At 55.7% G+C, this 15,209-nt stretch carries 11 protein-coding genes and 1 pseudogene; 11 read left to right on the top strand and 1 reads right to left on the bottom strand.

The genetic code is table 11. The features are described from left to right. Nucleotides 1-5 precede the first annotated feature (5 nt). The 8 genes from IVB47_RS29295 to IVB47_RS29260 all read left to right on the top strand — a co-directional run bounded on the left by IVB47_RS29295 (nt 6) and on the right by IVB47_RS29260 (nt 7,921). Nucleotides 6-1,568: a galactosyltransferase-related protein gene (locus IVB47_RS29295; RefSeq protein ID WP_247466602.1), complete on the top strand. Its 1,563-nt coding sequence runs from the start codon at nt 6-8 to the stop codon at nt 1,566-1,568. After that, nucleotides 1,565-2,956 (top strand): glycosyltransferase, encoded by a 1,392-nt coding sequence (locus IVB47_RS29290; protein ID WP_247466599.1) that lies wholly within the window; start codon nt 1,565-1,567, stop codon nt 2,954-2,956. The genes IVB47_RS29295 and IVB47_RS29290 overlap by 4 nt, the downstream gene beginning before the upstream one ends. A gap of 286 nt (nt 2,957-3,242) precedes the next feature. Then, complete coding sequence (locus IVB47_RS29285; RefSeq protein WP_247466596.1) at nt 3,243-4,331, top strand: LicD family protein; 1,089 nt, start codon at nt 3,243-3,245, stop codon at nt 4,329-4,331. Nucleotides 4,332-4,333: 2 nt separating this feature from the next. Next, complete coding sequence (tagD, locus tag IVB47_RS29280; protein ID WP_247466593.1) at nt 4,334-4,795, top strand: glycerol-3-phosphate cytidylyltransferase; 462 nt, start codon at nt 4,334-4,336, stop codon at nt 4,793-4,795. A 177-nt stretch (nt 4,796-4,972) separates the two neighbouring features. Next, nucleotides 4,973-5,860, top strand: coding sequence for a hypothetical protein (locus IVB47_RS29275; RefSeq protein WP_247466590.1), 888 nt, complete (start codon nt 4,973-4,975; stop codon nt 5,858-5,860). Nucleotides 5,861-5,930: 70 nt separating this feature from the next. Then, nucleotides 5,931-6,800, top strand: a complete 870-nt coding sequence (locus IVB47_RS29270) for a hypothetical protein (protein WP_247466587.1) — start codon at nt 5,931-5,933, stop codon at nt 6,798-6,800. Nucleotides 6,801-7,032: 232 nt separating this feature from the next. Further along, a complete protein-coding gene (locus IVB47_RS29265; protein ID WP_247466584.1) occupies nt 7,033-7,473 on the top strand; it encodes a hypothetical protein in 441 nt (146 codons plus the stop codon). A gap of 91 nt (nt 7,474-7,564) precedes the next feature. Continuing rightward, complete coding sequence (locus IVB47_RS29260; protein ID WP_247466582.1) at nt 7,565-7,921, top strand: hypothetical protein; 357 nt, start codon at nt 7,565-7,567, stop codon at nt 7,919-7,921. Between the two features lie 322 nt (nt 7,922-8,243). On the opposite strand, the gene IVB47_RS29255 is transcribed toward IVB47_RS29260, so the two are convergent. Then, a complete protein-coding gene (locus IVB47_RS29255; protein ID WP_247466579.1) occupies nt 8,244-9,083 on the bottom strand; it encodes a class I SAM-dependent methyltransferase in 840 nt (279 codons plus the stop codon). A 239-nt stretch (nt 9,084-9,322) separates the two neighbouring features. Here IVB47_RS29255 and IVB47_RS29250 point away from each other — a divergent pair. From IVB47_RS29250 to IVB47_RS29240, 3 genes and pseudogenes are all read left to right on the top strand, one after another. Further along, nucleotides 9,323-10,449, top strand: a pseudogene (locus tag IVB47_RS29250) (transposase). A 302-nt stretch (nt 10,450-10,751) separates the two neighbouring features. Further along, nucleotides 10,752-14,669, top strand: coding sequence for a glycoside hydrolase family 99-like domain-containing protein (locus tag IVB47_RS29245; RefSeq protein WP_247466577.1), 3,918 nt, complete (start codon nt 10,752-10,754; stop codon nt 14,667-14,669). Nucleotides 14,670-14,672: 3 nt separating this feature from the next. Beyond that, nucleotides 14,673-15,116 carry a hypothetical protein gene (locus IVB47_RS29240; RefSeq protein ID WP_247466574.1) on the top strand — a complete coding sequence of 148 codons (444 nt, stop codon included), beginning with the start codon at nt 14,673-14,675 and terminating at the stop codon, nt 15,114-15,116. The last annotated feature ends 93 nt before the right edge of the window (nt 15,117-15,209 follow it).

Below are 15,209 nucleotides of genomic sequence, written 5' to 3'. Positions count from 1 at the left end.
GAGCCATGGTTGACGCTCCCTTGTTGCCGGTAACAGTTCCGAGGTTCGACGAAGGTCGATACTTCGAAGTCGATCCTAAAGCTCAAGACGCGCTCAAGTCGGGCGACGCTCAAAATGCTTTCGATCATTTCCTCCGATTTGGAATCGACGAGAACAAATATGCGGTCGTTCGCCGCGACGGCGCGGCGCTCGCTTGTGCGGTAGAACGAGTCCTTGTCTCGGAATCGGGCTTCTGCTTGATACTCGGTTGGCTCGTCGATGAGGGGTGCGATCCACCCCGCATCAAGCTGACGGGCGGCGATTTCACCGTCGAGTTGCCTGCGTCAGCCATGTTCCGGCATGCACGTAAGGATGTTGAGGAGCACGTGAGAGGGGGAGCCTACGACTACGGCTTCGTGATATTCGGGCAGTCGCCTTCAAAGTCGCTTCTGAAGCAGTCGATGTTGTTTCAGGCGAACTCTCTCTCAGGATCCTTCCAGGCCAAGGTCACGCCCGAAATCGTGTCCGACAAGCGGTTGATGGATACGCTACTGCAAATCATCGCCACGTGCGAAGCTCATGCCGGAAAGCAGGCGGCGATCAACAATTTCCTTTGCGAGGCTTCTGGCAAAACGCTCATCCATTTGTTTCGGACGCATGTGGCCGCGTCAATTGCGAAACCCTACATCCAGACATTCCGACCGCGTAAGGTCACTAGTTCTTTCATCACGGTCCTGTTCGGCTCGACCGAGCCGATCAAGCTGCAGCCTATGCTTTTTCGAGCCGCCGGAATCGACTTCGGCGAGTGGATCTACGTCTGCAATTCTCCAGAAGATGCGGATGAGGTTTTGCGCTACGCCCGTCTGATGTCCGACTTGTACGACGTCATGATCACGGTCATCGTTCTCGGAGACAACGCAGGTTTTGGCGCCGCCAACAACGTTGCGATCGAACACGCGGCGAGCGATCGGATATTCATCATCAATCCCGACGTCTACCCGGTCGCTGCCTACGCATCGCGAATGCAGCACGTTCTTTCTCAAGAAAGTCTGGGGTCGACGTTATGGGGCGGTCTGCTCTTCTACGACGACCAGAACTTGATGCATTCTGGAATGTACATGGAAAATGACGCTTTTGTTCGCCGTAACTCGCTCAATCGAAACAATAACGCGATGTTTGCGCCGTCCGGTCGGCTGGTACGGGTCGAGCATTTCGATAAGGGCGTCCCGTTCGTTGAGCGAGACTGGCAGAAGCCGAAGGTTGTTCCCGCCATCACCGGAGCGGTGATGGTGTTCGAGAAATCCGGCTTTGAAAAGATCGGCGGATTTTCTACCCGTTATATTTACGGCCATTACGAGGATGCGGACTTGTCATTGCGATGGGAGGCATCTGTCGGCTCGGTATGCGTCCATCCCGATATTCGATTGGTTCACTTGGAAGGGCAAGGCTCGCGGGCGAGGGGTGAGGAGTATCGAGGCGCTTCGACCGCTAATCGTTACTTCTTTACCGCGGCACACGGCTCATATCTGGACGCGCATTCTGCGGAATCCGGACCGTCCCAACGCCAAGCCACAAAGGCGCGCAAATGAAGATTGTATACGTCAGTTATTTACATCCTTCGGTCGCCCCGGGTGGCGCGCAGCAAGTCGCGTTCGAGATGTTCCAGGCCAGCCTCAGCCAAGGGCACGATGCCTACCTCATCGCTGCGTTAGAAGCCAACCACGATCAGATATACGGAAAGCCTGGCGCGCCAATCGTGCCGATGCAGGGCGAGGAGCGGCAGTATTTTTACTTCCCGCAACACTACGACTTTCTGCACCTATCGGTAGGGGACTGGCGCTCCATCCATTTTTTTCGAGACCTGATCGAACGTCTTGCACCCGACGTCATTCATTTCCACCACTATCATCGCGTCGGCGTGGAGTCGATCCGAGCGGCACGCCTGGCGGCACCCAATGCTGTCATCAGTTTCACGTTCCACGAAATGATGGCTATCTGCATGGCGGATGGACAGATGGTAAAGAAGGGGACGCGCGAGTTGTGCCACGCCGCTTCTCCGATCGCCTGCAACAAATGTTTTCCGGACTTGAGGCCGGAATTCGTCACCCTCAGAAAATCAAGGCTGCTTGCGGCGCTCGCCGAATGTGATTCATTTATATTCCCATCGGAGTTCATCGCCAATCGCTACGTTGATTGGGGACTATCGCCCGAAAAGTGCGTGGTGATTCCCAACGGTCAGGCGAACCTGGGAGGGGCTTTCGATCGAAGCCAGCATTCGCCCCAGGTGAATCGCTTCGGGTTCTTCGGTCAGTTCATTGACAACAAGGGCGTGGATGTCATTCTCGAGGCGTTGCTCATATTGGGGCGCGAACAGAGGGTGCCGGCGAGCGGCATAGTCGTCGAGATAAACGGTGGCAACAAGCACTACGCGTCGCCGAGCTATATGGAGAAGATCTCGCTCCAGGTCGAGGAGTTGCGAAAGCTCCAGTCGCGCATCGTCGTGCGCGAGAACGGAGCGTATGGACGAGATCAGTTGGAAGGACGCATGTCCTCGATCGACTGGGTGATCGTGCCATCGACCTGGTGGGAGATCTTTGGACTTGTCGTATCCGAAGGTTGGATGTTCGGGCGGCCTGTTATCGCGTCTGCCATCGCAGGTCTCAAGGAGCGCGTGGTACCCGACGGGAACGGGTTCACCTTTCCGGCGCGCGACAGCCGGGCTCTCGCCGACCTGCTCGTAACCTTGGTGTCCGACGAAGGTCGCTGGAAGAGAGTCAACAGTTCGATCGAGCAGCCCTGGTCGGAAGTCGACATGCTGGATGCGCATATCGACATCTGGAAAGAACTCGTGAGCCAGCGGGCAACAGCGCGTCCGTCGAGGAGCATAGAGCCGCCGGCAATGCGGGGACGAGCTCGCAAGAAAGCCGAGAGAATGAACGTTGTCTCGGACCGCAAGACTGCGACTGTCGTATCATAGAGTGAATGTCACGGCTGAATGCATTTCAATAAGTAAACGCGTATTGACTACTTCCGTGACTACAGAAGGAATGCCCGAGGCGCCTAGTACGTTCTGCGGAATAAGCTTTGGGTTCTGGGGTCTGTATCAGGGGCTGCCTGTGGCCAACAGTCACCGTTCCCAAGTCGTTCTGTTCACGTTAGTATCATCGCTTGTCGCCAAGGTCGCTCTGGCAGGCGGGCAGAGAAGGGACAGCCTCCGGTGAAGGCCCCGGAGTTCAGTGAATGAGAAAAGATCGAGCTAAGAAATGAATCTAGCAGCGCCATTGTTTGATAGCTCGCGACCGGCTATCCGCACGTCGATTGCCGGCATATCCAATGCCAGGTACGAGCAGCTCACTGATGGCTCGAAACATATCTACAGGCAGGTGCTGACGGCATTTGATCACTTCAAGCTGGAGTACTATTTGTTCGCTGGCGCAATCGTCGGTTACGTCAGGAACGGGCGCATGCCGCCATGGAATGACGATCTTGATGTGATTCTTTTCGAAGACCAGATCGAATTTTTCGAGTCAAAGGTGGTGCCCGCCCTGCGCGAGGCCGGATACGAATGCTGGCCTGTCGCAGATCCCTACACTGGCGGCGGCTATCACATCCTCGCTTTGCAGCAGGACACGAAGACGCGCGACACATCTATCGAGCTCGCGCGCGATCTGCGCGTCAAGGTGCCCTGGGCGCAAGTCGACGTATTTTACACCAAGCTCGACGAAGCCGGCTTAATCAGAAATCTGTCAAGCTGGGGAATGTATCACAAGAAGCAGATCCCGGAAGGTTGGGTGAAGCCGGGGACCTTCATCCACCTGGACTCGCTTCGTGCGCGGGTGTTTAGCAAATACGAGGAAGACATCATGCACGAGTACGGCAATGTCGGAATGAACATTGTCGTCCATTCGCATGACAAGGTCGCCTTGAAATTGATGGGTACCGCCTGGAGCAAGTTTGAGTTCGACTATGAAGGAATCGTTTCCACGACCGTTGGGGGATTGCCGCCGAGCTTGGATCAAGCGCGTCTGGCTAAATTTATACCTGATGCCGAACGCAGCTACGAAGCGCCGTCTGAAGCCAGCCTAGATACACTTGCCAATGATATCTGCGCAGGCGGATTCGGCTCGGCCAGGCTGACCGGAGAACACAATTTTTGGGCGATGGACCTCAAGCGGCTCTTCCCCGAGGTAAAGTTAGAGGCGCAACTTGGCAGCGAGCACGATGCCAAGCGGGCGGTCCATCTAAGGCATTTCATTGACCAGGTAAGGTTCTCTAATGGATCAATCGAAAGTGTTTATGGCGAGTGTCTTCGTGCGAGCCGGATCGTTGCAGGCCACGCAAGCGGAGGGTAATGATGACTGTTGTAATTACATACGGCACTTTTGATTTGTTTCATGTCGGACATGTGCGGCTGTTGCAACGCTTGCGGAGTTTGGGAGATCGCTTGATTGTCGCCTGCTCGACGGACGAATTTAACGCGATCAAGGGTAAGAAATCAGTCTTTAGCTACAAGGATAGAGCCGAAATCCTGTCCAGCTGCAAATACGTCGACCTCGTAATCCCGGAAGAAAACTGGGAACAAAAGGTAACCGATGTTCAAAAGTACAACGTGGGGATATTCGCCATGGGGGACGATTGGGCCGGCAAATTTGATTATCTCTCCACGGAGACCGGCTGCATCGTTTCCTATTTGAGTCGAACCTCCGATGTGTCCACGACGGATATCAAGGGGTATCTGCGGAAGATTGATGACGACACGATTGCGTCGCTTAAAAACACGGTTGATCGGCTGCGAGCGCAGCTAGAAAAGTACTAGCGCGCGAAACGGTAGAATTGAGCGGGCAAAATGTGCAAGTACCGCCTTTTTACAGTAGCCGCGGTTGCATTCTTCCTTGTGAATTTAGGAGGGAACTGCGCCGTGCGAGCGACTGAACTCTGGTTCGCACCTCAGGCTTCAGTCCCGCCTTCCCCTTTGTCTCGAGCAGAAGATTTTATGGATCTATTCGTGTCGGATGCTCCTTGGCAGCGCTCCGCGCAGAAAGTCTCGGTCTTCCAGCTCTACGGTGCTTACCTCGAACACGCGCCCCAAGATCAAGTTGATAAAATTGTAAAGGACCTCAAGAAACGCCATATCGCCATCGCTGTAGAGGCGGGAGTCATTAACATGCCCTCTGCCGCCAAGCCGTCCTGCGGGGGGGTGGGCGTCGAGGGGTATGCAACGACCGCCCGGGCTACAGCCATTTCGGAAAAGATCAAGAAGGCGGGTGGCGTCATTTCGTATATCGCGATGGATGAGCCATTGTGGTTTGGTCGATACTACAAGGGAGCTCCGGGTAAGCCGCCCGGCTGTCGCCTGGCGATCGAAGAACTTATTGACCTCACCATGCCGGTTCTGAAGGTTTACCTAGACGAGTTTCCTAGTGTGCAGATCGGCGACATTGAGCCAAGCGGCGTTGCATATCAACCAGGGTGGCAAGATGACCTGGTCCAATGGTTGGCCGGATATCGTGTCCGCCTTGGGAGGAGCGTCTCTTTTGTACATTTGGATGTGCCGTTCTCTGCAGGCAATCAGGCCGTCGTTGCGGCATTGAGATTCTACAATCAGTTGCTGGAACTAAAGGCGACCGGCTCGATCTCAACGATCGGTATAATTTATAATGGCTTGCCGAGAGACGTGACGGATCAGGCTTGGGTCGATAGCGCTAAGAGCCACATTAGCTTCTTTGAAGACAAACATAATATGCGTCCAAGCCATGCCATAATTCAATCATGGACGAAGAGCCCGACGCGGACCTTACCAGAAACAGCATCTGACACTCTGACTGGGCTAGCTCTGCACTACATTGATCGGCTCAACCAAGCTTCAATCAGAGAGAGGTAGTGCCGAGAGATTACTTTTTACCATAGAAGATCGTCAGTAGATTAGGTGCTTGCGACTCTTGGATTGGCACGTGAAGGAAATTGAAATGTCCGGCAAGACAATCATTCACGGCGGAGGACAGATTGATGGAAGGGCGCACACGAATTCAATAGAAGCGGTCCTAAATTCTCTGGCCGCAGGCGAAAGACAGGTAGAAATCGATTGCGTCAAGCTGGCCGATGGTTTTGCAATTGCTCACGATGAGGTCGAAAAAGAATTTTACGGAATTGAAAAGAAGTTCGTAGCAGTCACGCAAGCCGAGTTTCAACAACTGCATGTATTCAGTAAGTACAATCCCGCGACGTTCGATTTCATTAGCAAGATTCTTACGATCGCGCCGGAGACAAAGGTAATCATTGATGCGAAATTTCCAGATTTTCAATTTGTTACATTTCTGCAGTTTCTGCAGCGTCACTATGGTGAGATACTCAATAGACTTTATTACCAGATATATTCGCCGAGCTGGGTCAAAATTTGCCATGAGTTCGGAATTCGCCGCACTGTAGTCGCGCTATGGAAGTACTTCGACGCTGATCCCCTTTCTGACAAGGCGTACGAATTTGCTTCCTGTGCAACTTCTGAGTTGGAGGTTTTGGGTGTAACTGTCAGATGGTGGTCGCCTGGGATTACATCTGAAAATGTGCACCGAGACGGAATTAATCGCCTAGCCAAATTGGCTGACGTGTACTTCCATGGGCAAAGCATTCCTCTCTGTCGTGAGAAGGAGCTGTTGCATACAGGAATCAACTTTTTCAGTTCGTATTCTTTGGGCAGCCTACCTGAGAGATTTGACGCGCAAACTTACAAAAAAAAATATAACGATCTATCGGCAATGAGCGACTTGTGCGCCGCCTGTCATTTTTTGGAGTTCGGAGCCCAAGAGGGCAGGAGTGCAGTCTGAATCGAGGTACCTTTGTCGCGACAATCATAGCTTTAAGGCGCGGCGGGAACTGAGGTCCGATGGCGCCAGTTCAAAGATCCAGTTTTTGGGGGTGCAGCAAGCATCATAGATCGAAGTGATTTTCTAAAGAAAGCGACCGTGCCGCCTCGTTAACGATGAAATCGGTTTGCCGCGCGGCAAGTCGATTGTTCTGCTAGATGCTGATCGTCATTGCCGCAAACCGGGTTAGCAAATGTTCTCGTATTTCAGGAAGGGCAAGAAGAGCCGGTTGAGTTTCTCACCTCCGGTTCAGCAGCCTCCTACGGCAGGTGAAGCGAAGGCCACCACAACATCCGAACTCTCATCACCGGACGCAACGAAGTCCTCTCCACAGGCGCTAAAAGCACGTGGCTGGGTCGATAAATATGCCGACAATCGGATTGTCGGCTGGGCATTTCTGGCCAGCGAGAACGGACCACCGGTCGAAACTGATCTAAGTATCTACTTCGATGGTCAACTCGTTGGAACCACTACGGCAAACATCTATCGCGCCGATCTCGAGAAGGCAGGCCACGCTGCCGGTCGCTGTAGCTTCCAGTATACGCCTCCGGCCGGCATGTTTTCCCGCTCCCAAACTATTGAAGTCCGCACGTCAGACGGTCAGACCATCGGGAAGCCCTTTACAAGAGATTAGTCCGCGCGCGCTCTCCTGAGAGGGACGGCGGGCGACGGTGGGGCGACCGATGTGATACCCTGAACAAAGGTCTCATTCATCGAGTTCCTTGATGTCCTTTTTCAAAGCTCCTGCTGCCCATTCGCCATTCCGACGAGGAGCAATCGTCCGATCGAGGTCAGATGGCGGGGCAATGGTGATACACGGCGGCAACGAGGAAGGCGAGATTACCTGTTGGTTCTTCCATTTTGAGCGCCTACAGATCAGGAATTTCTATCCCGAGGACATCGAGATCGAAGTCGTTGAGCCGCTCCGCCTGCCAGTCCTTAGCTGGAATTCCGCCGTCTACTTGCGGTCTGGCGGCCCGAAGATGACGATTGCAGAGCTCAAGCGCGACACGGCGGTCTGCACCTACTTGTCGTCGGGCCGAGACGAGTTTCCGGTCCTTATGCTTCTCGCAGCGCATTGAAGAATGGGCAAAGCGGAGCCAATGAACCGCTTCGGCGCCAGCGGACCGATTGATCGTCAAACTCGGATCGCGATTTCTTCGCTGAAAAAATAAAAAATGGCACCTTGTATATCTTACATTATTTCCCCGGCAACAGCGGGCCCCCTCGCTGCCGGTTAGTAGGATCAACTGTGAGCTTGGGAGGCGGCGTGGCCGTCTTGGTCGCCCGCGCAAAGAAAGAATTACACGGGGGCGAAGACCTGCGCCACAAAGATATTTCGAGAAAGCCGCTGAAGTTTCTGATTACAAGCGTTTCTATCCTACTGTCGAACGTGGCTAAGGTCTAAGCGACCCGCCGCAACCATAGAGAAGTACCTGGGTTTTCGCTAAGAAAGGAAGGAAAATCGCGCTGGATCTCCGCACGGAAAGTCCTTTTGAACAAACTGCCCCAAAATTCAATCTTGAAGGCTTCATTGTACATCAGGAAGGCGCGGATCGCGTAGGCCTCATTCCAAGAATAGTTGCAGTCCGGAGTCATCCACTGCTTCGGATACTCGAAAGGGTATCTGCAATCATGGATCTGGATTGCTACTCCCTTTGCGATCTGCGGAAGAATCTCGAAAAGTTCAAAATTGACGTCGCTTGCCGTCTTCAGAACGTGGCTAGAATCGATGAATAGAATGTCATTTTGACCGAGCCTATTGTATAATATAAGAGGAACGTTTTGGACTTGCTCTTCGATCAATGTAACTCGTTCCAACCCTTCGGGCCCGAGCAATTTCTTCAAGCGAGCCGGATACGGCTCGACACAAGTGATCTCTGTGTCAAGTCCGAACTCATCAACTGCATCCAGCATGCACGCTGTCGAAAATCCCGAGCCAATTTCAATGATTTTGGAGGGCCGATTGAGAAGAATCTGCATTTTTAGAAAAAGAGCATCGCCGAATGGGAAGGGGCCGTCCAGATGAAAGCGCTTGTTCTCTAATGGCGCCGCTGCTCCGAACCTTGCTCGCGAAATTTCCGGTAGCGCTCTAGTCCAGCGCTCAAGCATGTCTTCAATTGAAATCGGAATACCAAGTAGCGACTGTGGTGGCGGTGGAACATGCACCGCGTCAGGAATGGCCAGCGGGTCCACAACTGGAGAATGATAATGTCCGTTCGGAAAAAAACACTTCACATTCATTGCGGCACAATGCGATGAGTTTCAAAATTGTTTCCTTATATTACACGGCGGGTCGTTCAACGCTAGCTCCAAATTTCTTCGGGTCTACTTTGATCCGCGCTGCGGTAGGTCGTGTTCCCGGCGATGGAGTAGCTCGTTAGAGCAAAGCCGCTCGGCCGCGCCTCCAGTAGCGCCGTACCATGCGGGCGGCTTTCCATGGTCACTGGCAGTTCTCGGTGGGAGCGGGTTGCGACACGCCAATGCAACCGAGGAGTGCCGATGACGGACCTGCCCACGCTCGTGGAGAAGACCGTGATGCCGATCTGTTGCGCGACATGATCGGCTTTGCCGCTGAAAGGCTGATGGAGCTGGAAGTTGGAAGCGAGGCGGGGGCTGCCCACGGCGAGAAGAATCCCGAGCGCTTGCCAAGCGCGACGGCTACCGCGACTGGATCTGGAAGACCCGGGCTGGCGCGGTCGGGCGGCGCATGCTTGAGGTGCGCAAGGCCCTACTTCGCGGGCTTCCCCGAAAGCAAGCGCATGGCCGAGAAGCAAGGTGAGCCGGATGGGTGGCGAGATCAACGACAAGATGAAGGCATTCCTTACCCGTCTGGTCGAGGGTGACTGGAGGTATTTCTGGGTCGACGCGACCTAGGTGAAGGTGCGTCAGAATGCCGTCGCCTGGGCGGCGGAGATTGTCGCGGTTGGCGTCAACATAATGGCCGGCGTGCAGTGCTCGGCACGGATATTGGGCCCTCCGAGGCCGAGACATCCTGGACAGCGTTCTTGCGCAAGCTCACCCGCCGCAGGCCCATGGCGTCAAGTGGTCGTCTGCGACGCTCGCGAGGGGCATCAAGGCCAAAGTGGCCAAGGTGCTCAACGCAACCTGGCAGGGCTGCCGCGTCCACTTCAAGCGCACCGCTTGGCGCATGCGGGCAAGGGCGGGCGGCGCGTCGTCTCGGCCTTTCACCACCACATTTGCCGAGGACTCAACAGTGCATTGGCGCAAGGTCGCCGACCAGCTCCGCCCCCAGTTGACCAAGCTTGCTGGCTTCCTCGAAAAGGCGAGACCGATGTGCTCGCCTACATCACCTTCCAGCTGCAGCATCGAACCAAGCTGCACTCGATAACCCGATCGAGCGCTCAACGGCGAAATCATCGGCGCACCGAGGTGGTCGGCATCTTCTCCCATGAGGACGCCATCGTCCGCCTTATCGACGCGATGCGTTTTGACACAACGAAGAATGGCGTGTCCAGCACGCCCGCTACAGCGGAAACCATCGCCCTTGAGCGATGATCCAGCCGTCAGGCCTTCCGGCGATTGCCATCTGACTAGCCCGGCTTTCGCCGGTGAACGCGGTGAGCCGCAGCCAGCTACACTACGCTAGGGACACGATCTCGCAATATAACAGGCTCCCACAGCCATGAGTTGCACTGGCGTGCCAGTCTCAAGGGGGATCCATGTCTTGACGACGAAAAGTCTGGGGCAGCCGTTCCGCATTTCACATTCCTGCAACATGACCACCTTAATGTCGACGGACATGGAGATGTCCAGTGTCGAAATCGGATGTGCTCGTTGCCAGATTATGGGTGCTGCTTTTCGGCGCGTCAGCGCCTTGGAGTTTGCTGGTTGCGGACCGATCAGAGCGATTCTGGGGGGCGCTGGCTGAGGCAATTCAGAAGAATATAAATGACCAATTTTTTATCCAAGCTCGCGCGTGATGCGGGACAGAAAGAGACTCGAGCCCGGCGTGCCGGCGTCGGTAGGGCTGAAGCCAAGGCGACAGTGAAGCCGAGCAACATCCCTCCAGCGGACGCGAATGCTGACCTCGAACTTTCCGAGGTCAAGCGGTATCTTGAGAAGCTTGGCCTATTCAATTCAAAATATTACACGGAGACAAATCCGGATGTGGCCGCCAGCGGCGCGGATCCTTTCGAACATTTCTTTCATTATGGATACAAGGAAGGACGAAAGCCGAATTCCATCTTCGAATCGGCGTGGTACCTCAAAGCCCATCCGGAGGCGGGCGAGGCGGCTAGCAATCCGCTGTTGCACTACGCCAGGCACGGTGAGCCTGCGGGACTTCGACCGGCACCGTATTTTCAACCAACCTGGTACCGGGAACGATACTCCATTCCTAAGAGCGAGAGCCCGCTTGCTCATTATCTGACGAACCGGATTGGCCCGTTCAGCCCCATTCCCGAGTTTGACGCGCAGTATTATCTGGAGACCTATCAGGATGTCGCCGCCGCCAACGTCGATCCCTTCGAGCATTTTATCTTTCACGGCTACAAGGAGGGCCGTAACCCTTCCGCCGCTTTCGACACCAAGTTCTACATCCAGCGCTACTTTAAGGGTAAGACCGACCAAAACCCGCTGCTGCATTACCTGGAACATCGCGATGAGGACGGCATTTATCCAGTACCGCCGGAAAACGAGGCGACAATACCTGCCGAAATCAAGCGCTTTACCAAGCCGAGCGCGCTCTTTGAGGAGTTGCGGCCGTTGCCGACGGGCATGCAGCCGCGCGCCAAGGTGCTGGCCTATTACCTGACCCAGTTCCACGCCTTTTCCGAGAACGACAAATGGTGGGGGACGGGCTTTACCGAGTGGACGAACATCGCACGCGGGGTGCCGCGCTTCAAAGATCACTATCAGCCCCGGATCCCGCGTGATCTCGGCTTCTATTCTCTGGCCGACGTCGAGACGATGCGCAAGCAGGCCAGGCTCGCACAGGCGGCAGGCGTCTACGGCTTCGTGTTCTACTATTACTGGTTCAACGGCAAGCGTCTGCTGGAGAAGCCGCTCGAACAATTCCTCAAGGCGCGCGATATAGATATGCCGTTCTGCCTGATGTGGGCGAACGAGAACTGGACACGGCGTTGGGACGGCATGGAAGGTGAGGTTCTGATCTCGCAGGACTATCTTTCCGAGGACGACGAGCGGATGCTCGCCGAGTACAATCGCCACTTCAAGGACAAACGCTACATCCGCGTCCAGGGTCGGCCCCTGCTGATGATCTACCGGCCGCGCCTGATCCCCGACACGGCCGCCGTCATCGCCCGCTGGCGCACGATCTTCAAGACGAAGTTCAACGAGGATCCGATCATCATCATGAGCCAGAGTTTTGATGATTACGATCCAGGTCCGAATGGCATGGACGGCGCGATCGAGTTCCCGCCGCACAAGCTCACCAAGCACGTGCCTCTGGTAAACTCTGACGCAAAGATTCTGGACGACACCTACGCAGGCCAGATCTACAGCTATGACGACGTCGCCAAATATTCGCTGGAAGAACCACGTCCGAATTTCCCGCTGATCAAGACCATAGTGCCGAGTTGGGACAATGACGCCCGCCGGCAGGGTTCCGGGCTGGTGATCCAGGGTTCGACGCCGCAAAAATACGAGGCTTGGCTCTCGCAGCTCGTCGAGCAGGCTCAGAAACATACATTCTTCGGCGAGCCGTTCGTCTGCGTCAACGCATGGAATGAGTGGTGCGAAGGTGCATACCTCGAGCCCGACTTGCACTTTGGCTTGGCATATCTCAACGCAACCGCGCGCGCGACGACCGGCCTGTCGCGCGACCTGTCGGCACCGAAGATCCTGCTGGTCGGCCACGATGCCTTCCCAAGCGGCGCACAGCATCTGCTGCTCAACATAGGCAAGAGTCTGCGCAGCGCCTTCAACATGGAGGTAGAGTATCTTTTGCTCGCCGCTGGAGAGATGGAGAGCGACTACCGTGCGGTGGCGCCGCTGACTGTGCTGAAACAAGCTTCCGAGCTGCCGTCGGCAATACAGCATTTCCGCGAGAAAGGCTTTATTTCGGCGATCGTCAACACCACGGCGAGTGGCCGTGCCGCGAAACTCCTATCCGAGAGGGGCCTACGCACGGTCTCGCTGGTGCACGAGCTGCCGCGGATTCTGCGGGAGAAGAATCTCGAAGACGTCGCGCGAATGGCGATCGGCAGCGCGCAGCACGTGGTGTTTGCCTCCGAGTTCGTCCGCGACAGGCTGGTCGAGGCTTTCGATCTCGATGTGTCCGACGAGCGTTTCCTCATTCGTGCCCAGGGGAGCTACAAGCAGATCGAGCGCTCGCCGGCGGAAGCGGCACTGATGCGCAAGGAATTTGGCATTGCGCCGACCGATAAGGTGGTCCTCGGCGTCGGTTATGCCGATCTGCGGAAGGGTTTTGACCTCTTCCTGCAGGTTTGGAATCTCGTCCGCCAGAACAATCCAAACGTCCACTTCTTCTGGGCCGGCGGCATCGACCCGGCCCTCAAGGAATGGCTCGGGCCCGAAATCGAGCGCGCTGAGGCGACCGGCCGGTTCCACCTTGCCGGTTTCCGGTCCGATATGCAGGCGCTCTATTCGGCATCGGACGTCTACGCATTAACATCGCGCGAGGATCCATTTCCAACGGTCGCGCTGGAAGCGCTCAGTGTCGGCGTGCCGGTCGTCGCGTTCCGGGACTCCGGCGGAATTCCCGACTTCCTGCGCAAGGAACAGGTCGGCCAAGTCGTTCCCTATTGCGACGTGCCGACGATGGCGCAGGCGATCGACACTCTGCTGCGTTGGCCGCCCACCGAAGCCACGAGAGCGCGAATGGCAGAGCTCATCCAGACCGACTTCGCCTTCGCTGACTACGTACGAGATCTAGTGCACCTTGCCGTGCCGAGTTTGCCGGCCGTCTCGGTTGCGGTTCCCAACTACAATTACGCGCATTGTCTGCCCGAGCGGCTTTACAGCATTTTTGACCAGAACCATCCGGTCGAGGAAATCATCGTGCTCGACGATTGCTCCTCTGATGACAGCATCAACGTCATCGTGAAGCTTGCAGACGAGCGCCAGCGCGATCTCACGCTCGTCATCAACGAGCAGAATTCTGGTTCAGTATTTGCGCAGTGGCTCAAAGCGGTCGAGATGACGAGAGGTGAATTCCTGTGGATCGCTGAGGCCGATGACTTATCAGAGCCGAGCTTTCTGACCAGCCTCCTAGCGCTGATGAAGGACGATCCTGGCATCGCATTCGGCTTCACCGATTCCAAATCGATCGATGCCGGCGGCGCTCATATTTACGCGAGCTATAAGCCGTACTTTGCTTCTATCGAGCCGGGGGCGTTATCCCGGACCGAGGTGTTCGACGGGCACGATTTCGCATCGCGGTTCCTGAGTGTCAAGAACACCATCCTAAACGTCTCATCCGTACTTTGGCGCCGCGACGCCTTGCTGTCCGCGCTAAAGTTGTGCCGCGTCGACCTGAAGGACCTGCGTATGGCTGGCGACTGGCGCATATATATCGAGGCGCTTGCCACCCCGGGCGCCAGGATCGCCTATGTCGCCGATCCCCTTAACGTACACCGTCGTCACGCCGCCAGCGTGACACATTCGTTGACGGCGCAGAAGCATATCGCGGAAATCGAGCGCATGCACCGTGTCGCGCGTGAGCGATTTAGCCTGCAGAAGCGCGAAATCACCTCGCAAGCTGCGTATGTCGAAGAAGTTACGGCGCAACTTCTCGGTGCGTCGCCGGAAATCGAAAAGCCGAAGCGAGCTGCAAGGACCCCGGCGAAGGAGACCGACCGACCTGAAATCAAAAAGACTGGGTGATGAATGTTTGTGCCGTCTTGTGAATCCTTACTGAATGCATTGAACGTGGACAAATTTGCACTGGACGGGAACGGTCAGATCAACGTTCCGGCGAGGTTTTTAAAGCTCCTCGTGCAAGTCGCCCTGGCAGCTTCAGAATTCGACGAGGAACGCTACTTGCGGGAAAATCCAGATGTCGCAAAGGCGGTCGGGCGCGGTGAGCTCGAAAGTGCCCATATGCATTATATTGGTTTCGGCTATTTTGAAGGGCGCCTCGGAGGCGGTTCTGCGGTCGACTCGGATTGGTATCTGAGCAAATACCCAGACGTCGCTACAGCAGTGAAGGATGGCAGGGTCAAGTCTGCGGAAGCCCATTTCCATTCGATCGGCGGCGGCGAGGGGCGGTGCCCGGCGCCAGACTACGAAGCGGACGCAGGTCAGTGGGAATCAGCGATTAGAGGTGCCTGATCAGCCGAAGACAGGTGCGGTACGAAATGGCTGCACGACTGGAAAGTGGGTGATCGTCAAGCCGGCGTGCCCGGCCATCACTCAATCGATAAC

Source organism: Bradyrhizobium sp. 62, from assembly GCF_023073035.1.
Lineage (GTDB): Bacteria > Pseudomonadota > Alphaproteobacteria > Rhizobiales > Xanthobacteraceae > Bradyrhizobium.
This window is presented reverse-complemented; position numbering and strand designations above follow the sequence as displayed.

Excerpts from the sequence above, each read along its gene's own strand:
- IVB47_RS29295 (WP_247466602.1), top strand. The coding sequence starts at position 6 with ATGGTTGACGCTCCCTTGTTGCCGGTAACAGTTCCGAGGTTCGACGAA.
- IVB47_RS29290 (WP_247466599.1), top strand. The coding sequence starts at position 1,565 with ATGAAGATTGTATACGTCAGTTATTTACATCCTTCGGTCGCCCCGGGT.
- IVB47_RS29285 (WP_247466596.1), top strand. The coding sequence starts at position 3,243 with ATGAATCTAGCAGCGCCATTGTTTGATAGCTCGCGACCGGCTATCCGC.
- tagD (WP_247466593.1), top strand. The coding sequence starts at position 4,334 with ATGACTGTTGTAATTACATACGGCACTTTTGATTTGTTTCATGTCGGA.
- IVB47_RS29275 (WP_247466590.1), top strand. The coding sequence starts at position 4,973 with ATGGATCTATTCGTGTCGGATGCTCCTTGGCAGCGCTCCGCGCAGAAA.
- IVB47_RS29265 (WP_247466584.1), top strand. The coding sequence starts at position 7,033 with ATGTTCTCGTATTTCAGGAAGGGCAAGAAGAGCCGGTTGAGTTTCTCA.
- IVB47_RS29260 (WP_247466582.1), top strand. The coding sequence starts at position 7,565 with ATGTCCTTTTTCAAAGCTCCTGCTGCCCATTCGCCATTCCGACGAGGA.
- IVB47_RS29255 (WP_247466579.1), bottom strand. The coding sequence starts at position 9,083 with ATGAATGTGAAGTGTTTTTTTCCGAACGGACATTATCATTCTCCAGTT.
- IVB47_RS29245 (WP_247466577.1), top strand. The coding sequence starts at position 10,752 with ATGACCAATTTTTTATCCAAGCTCGCGCGTGATGCGGGACAGAAAGAG.
- IVB47_RS29240 (WP_247466574.1), top strand. The coding sequence starts at position 14,673 with ATGTTTGTGCCGTCTTGTGAATCCTTACTGAATGCATTGAACGTGGAC.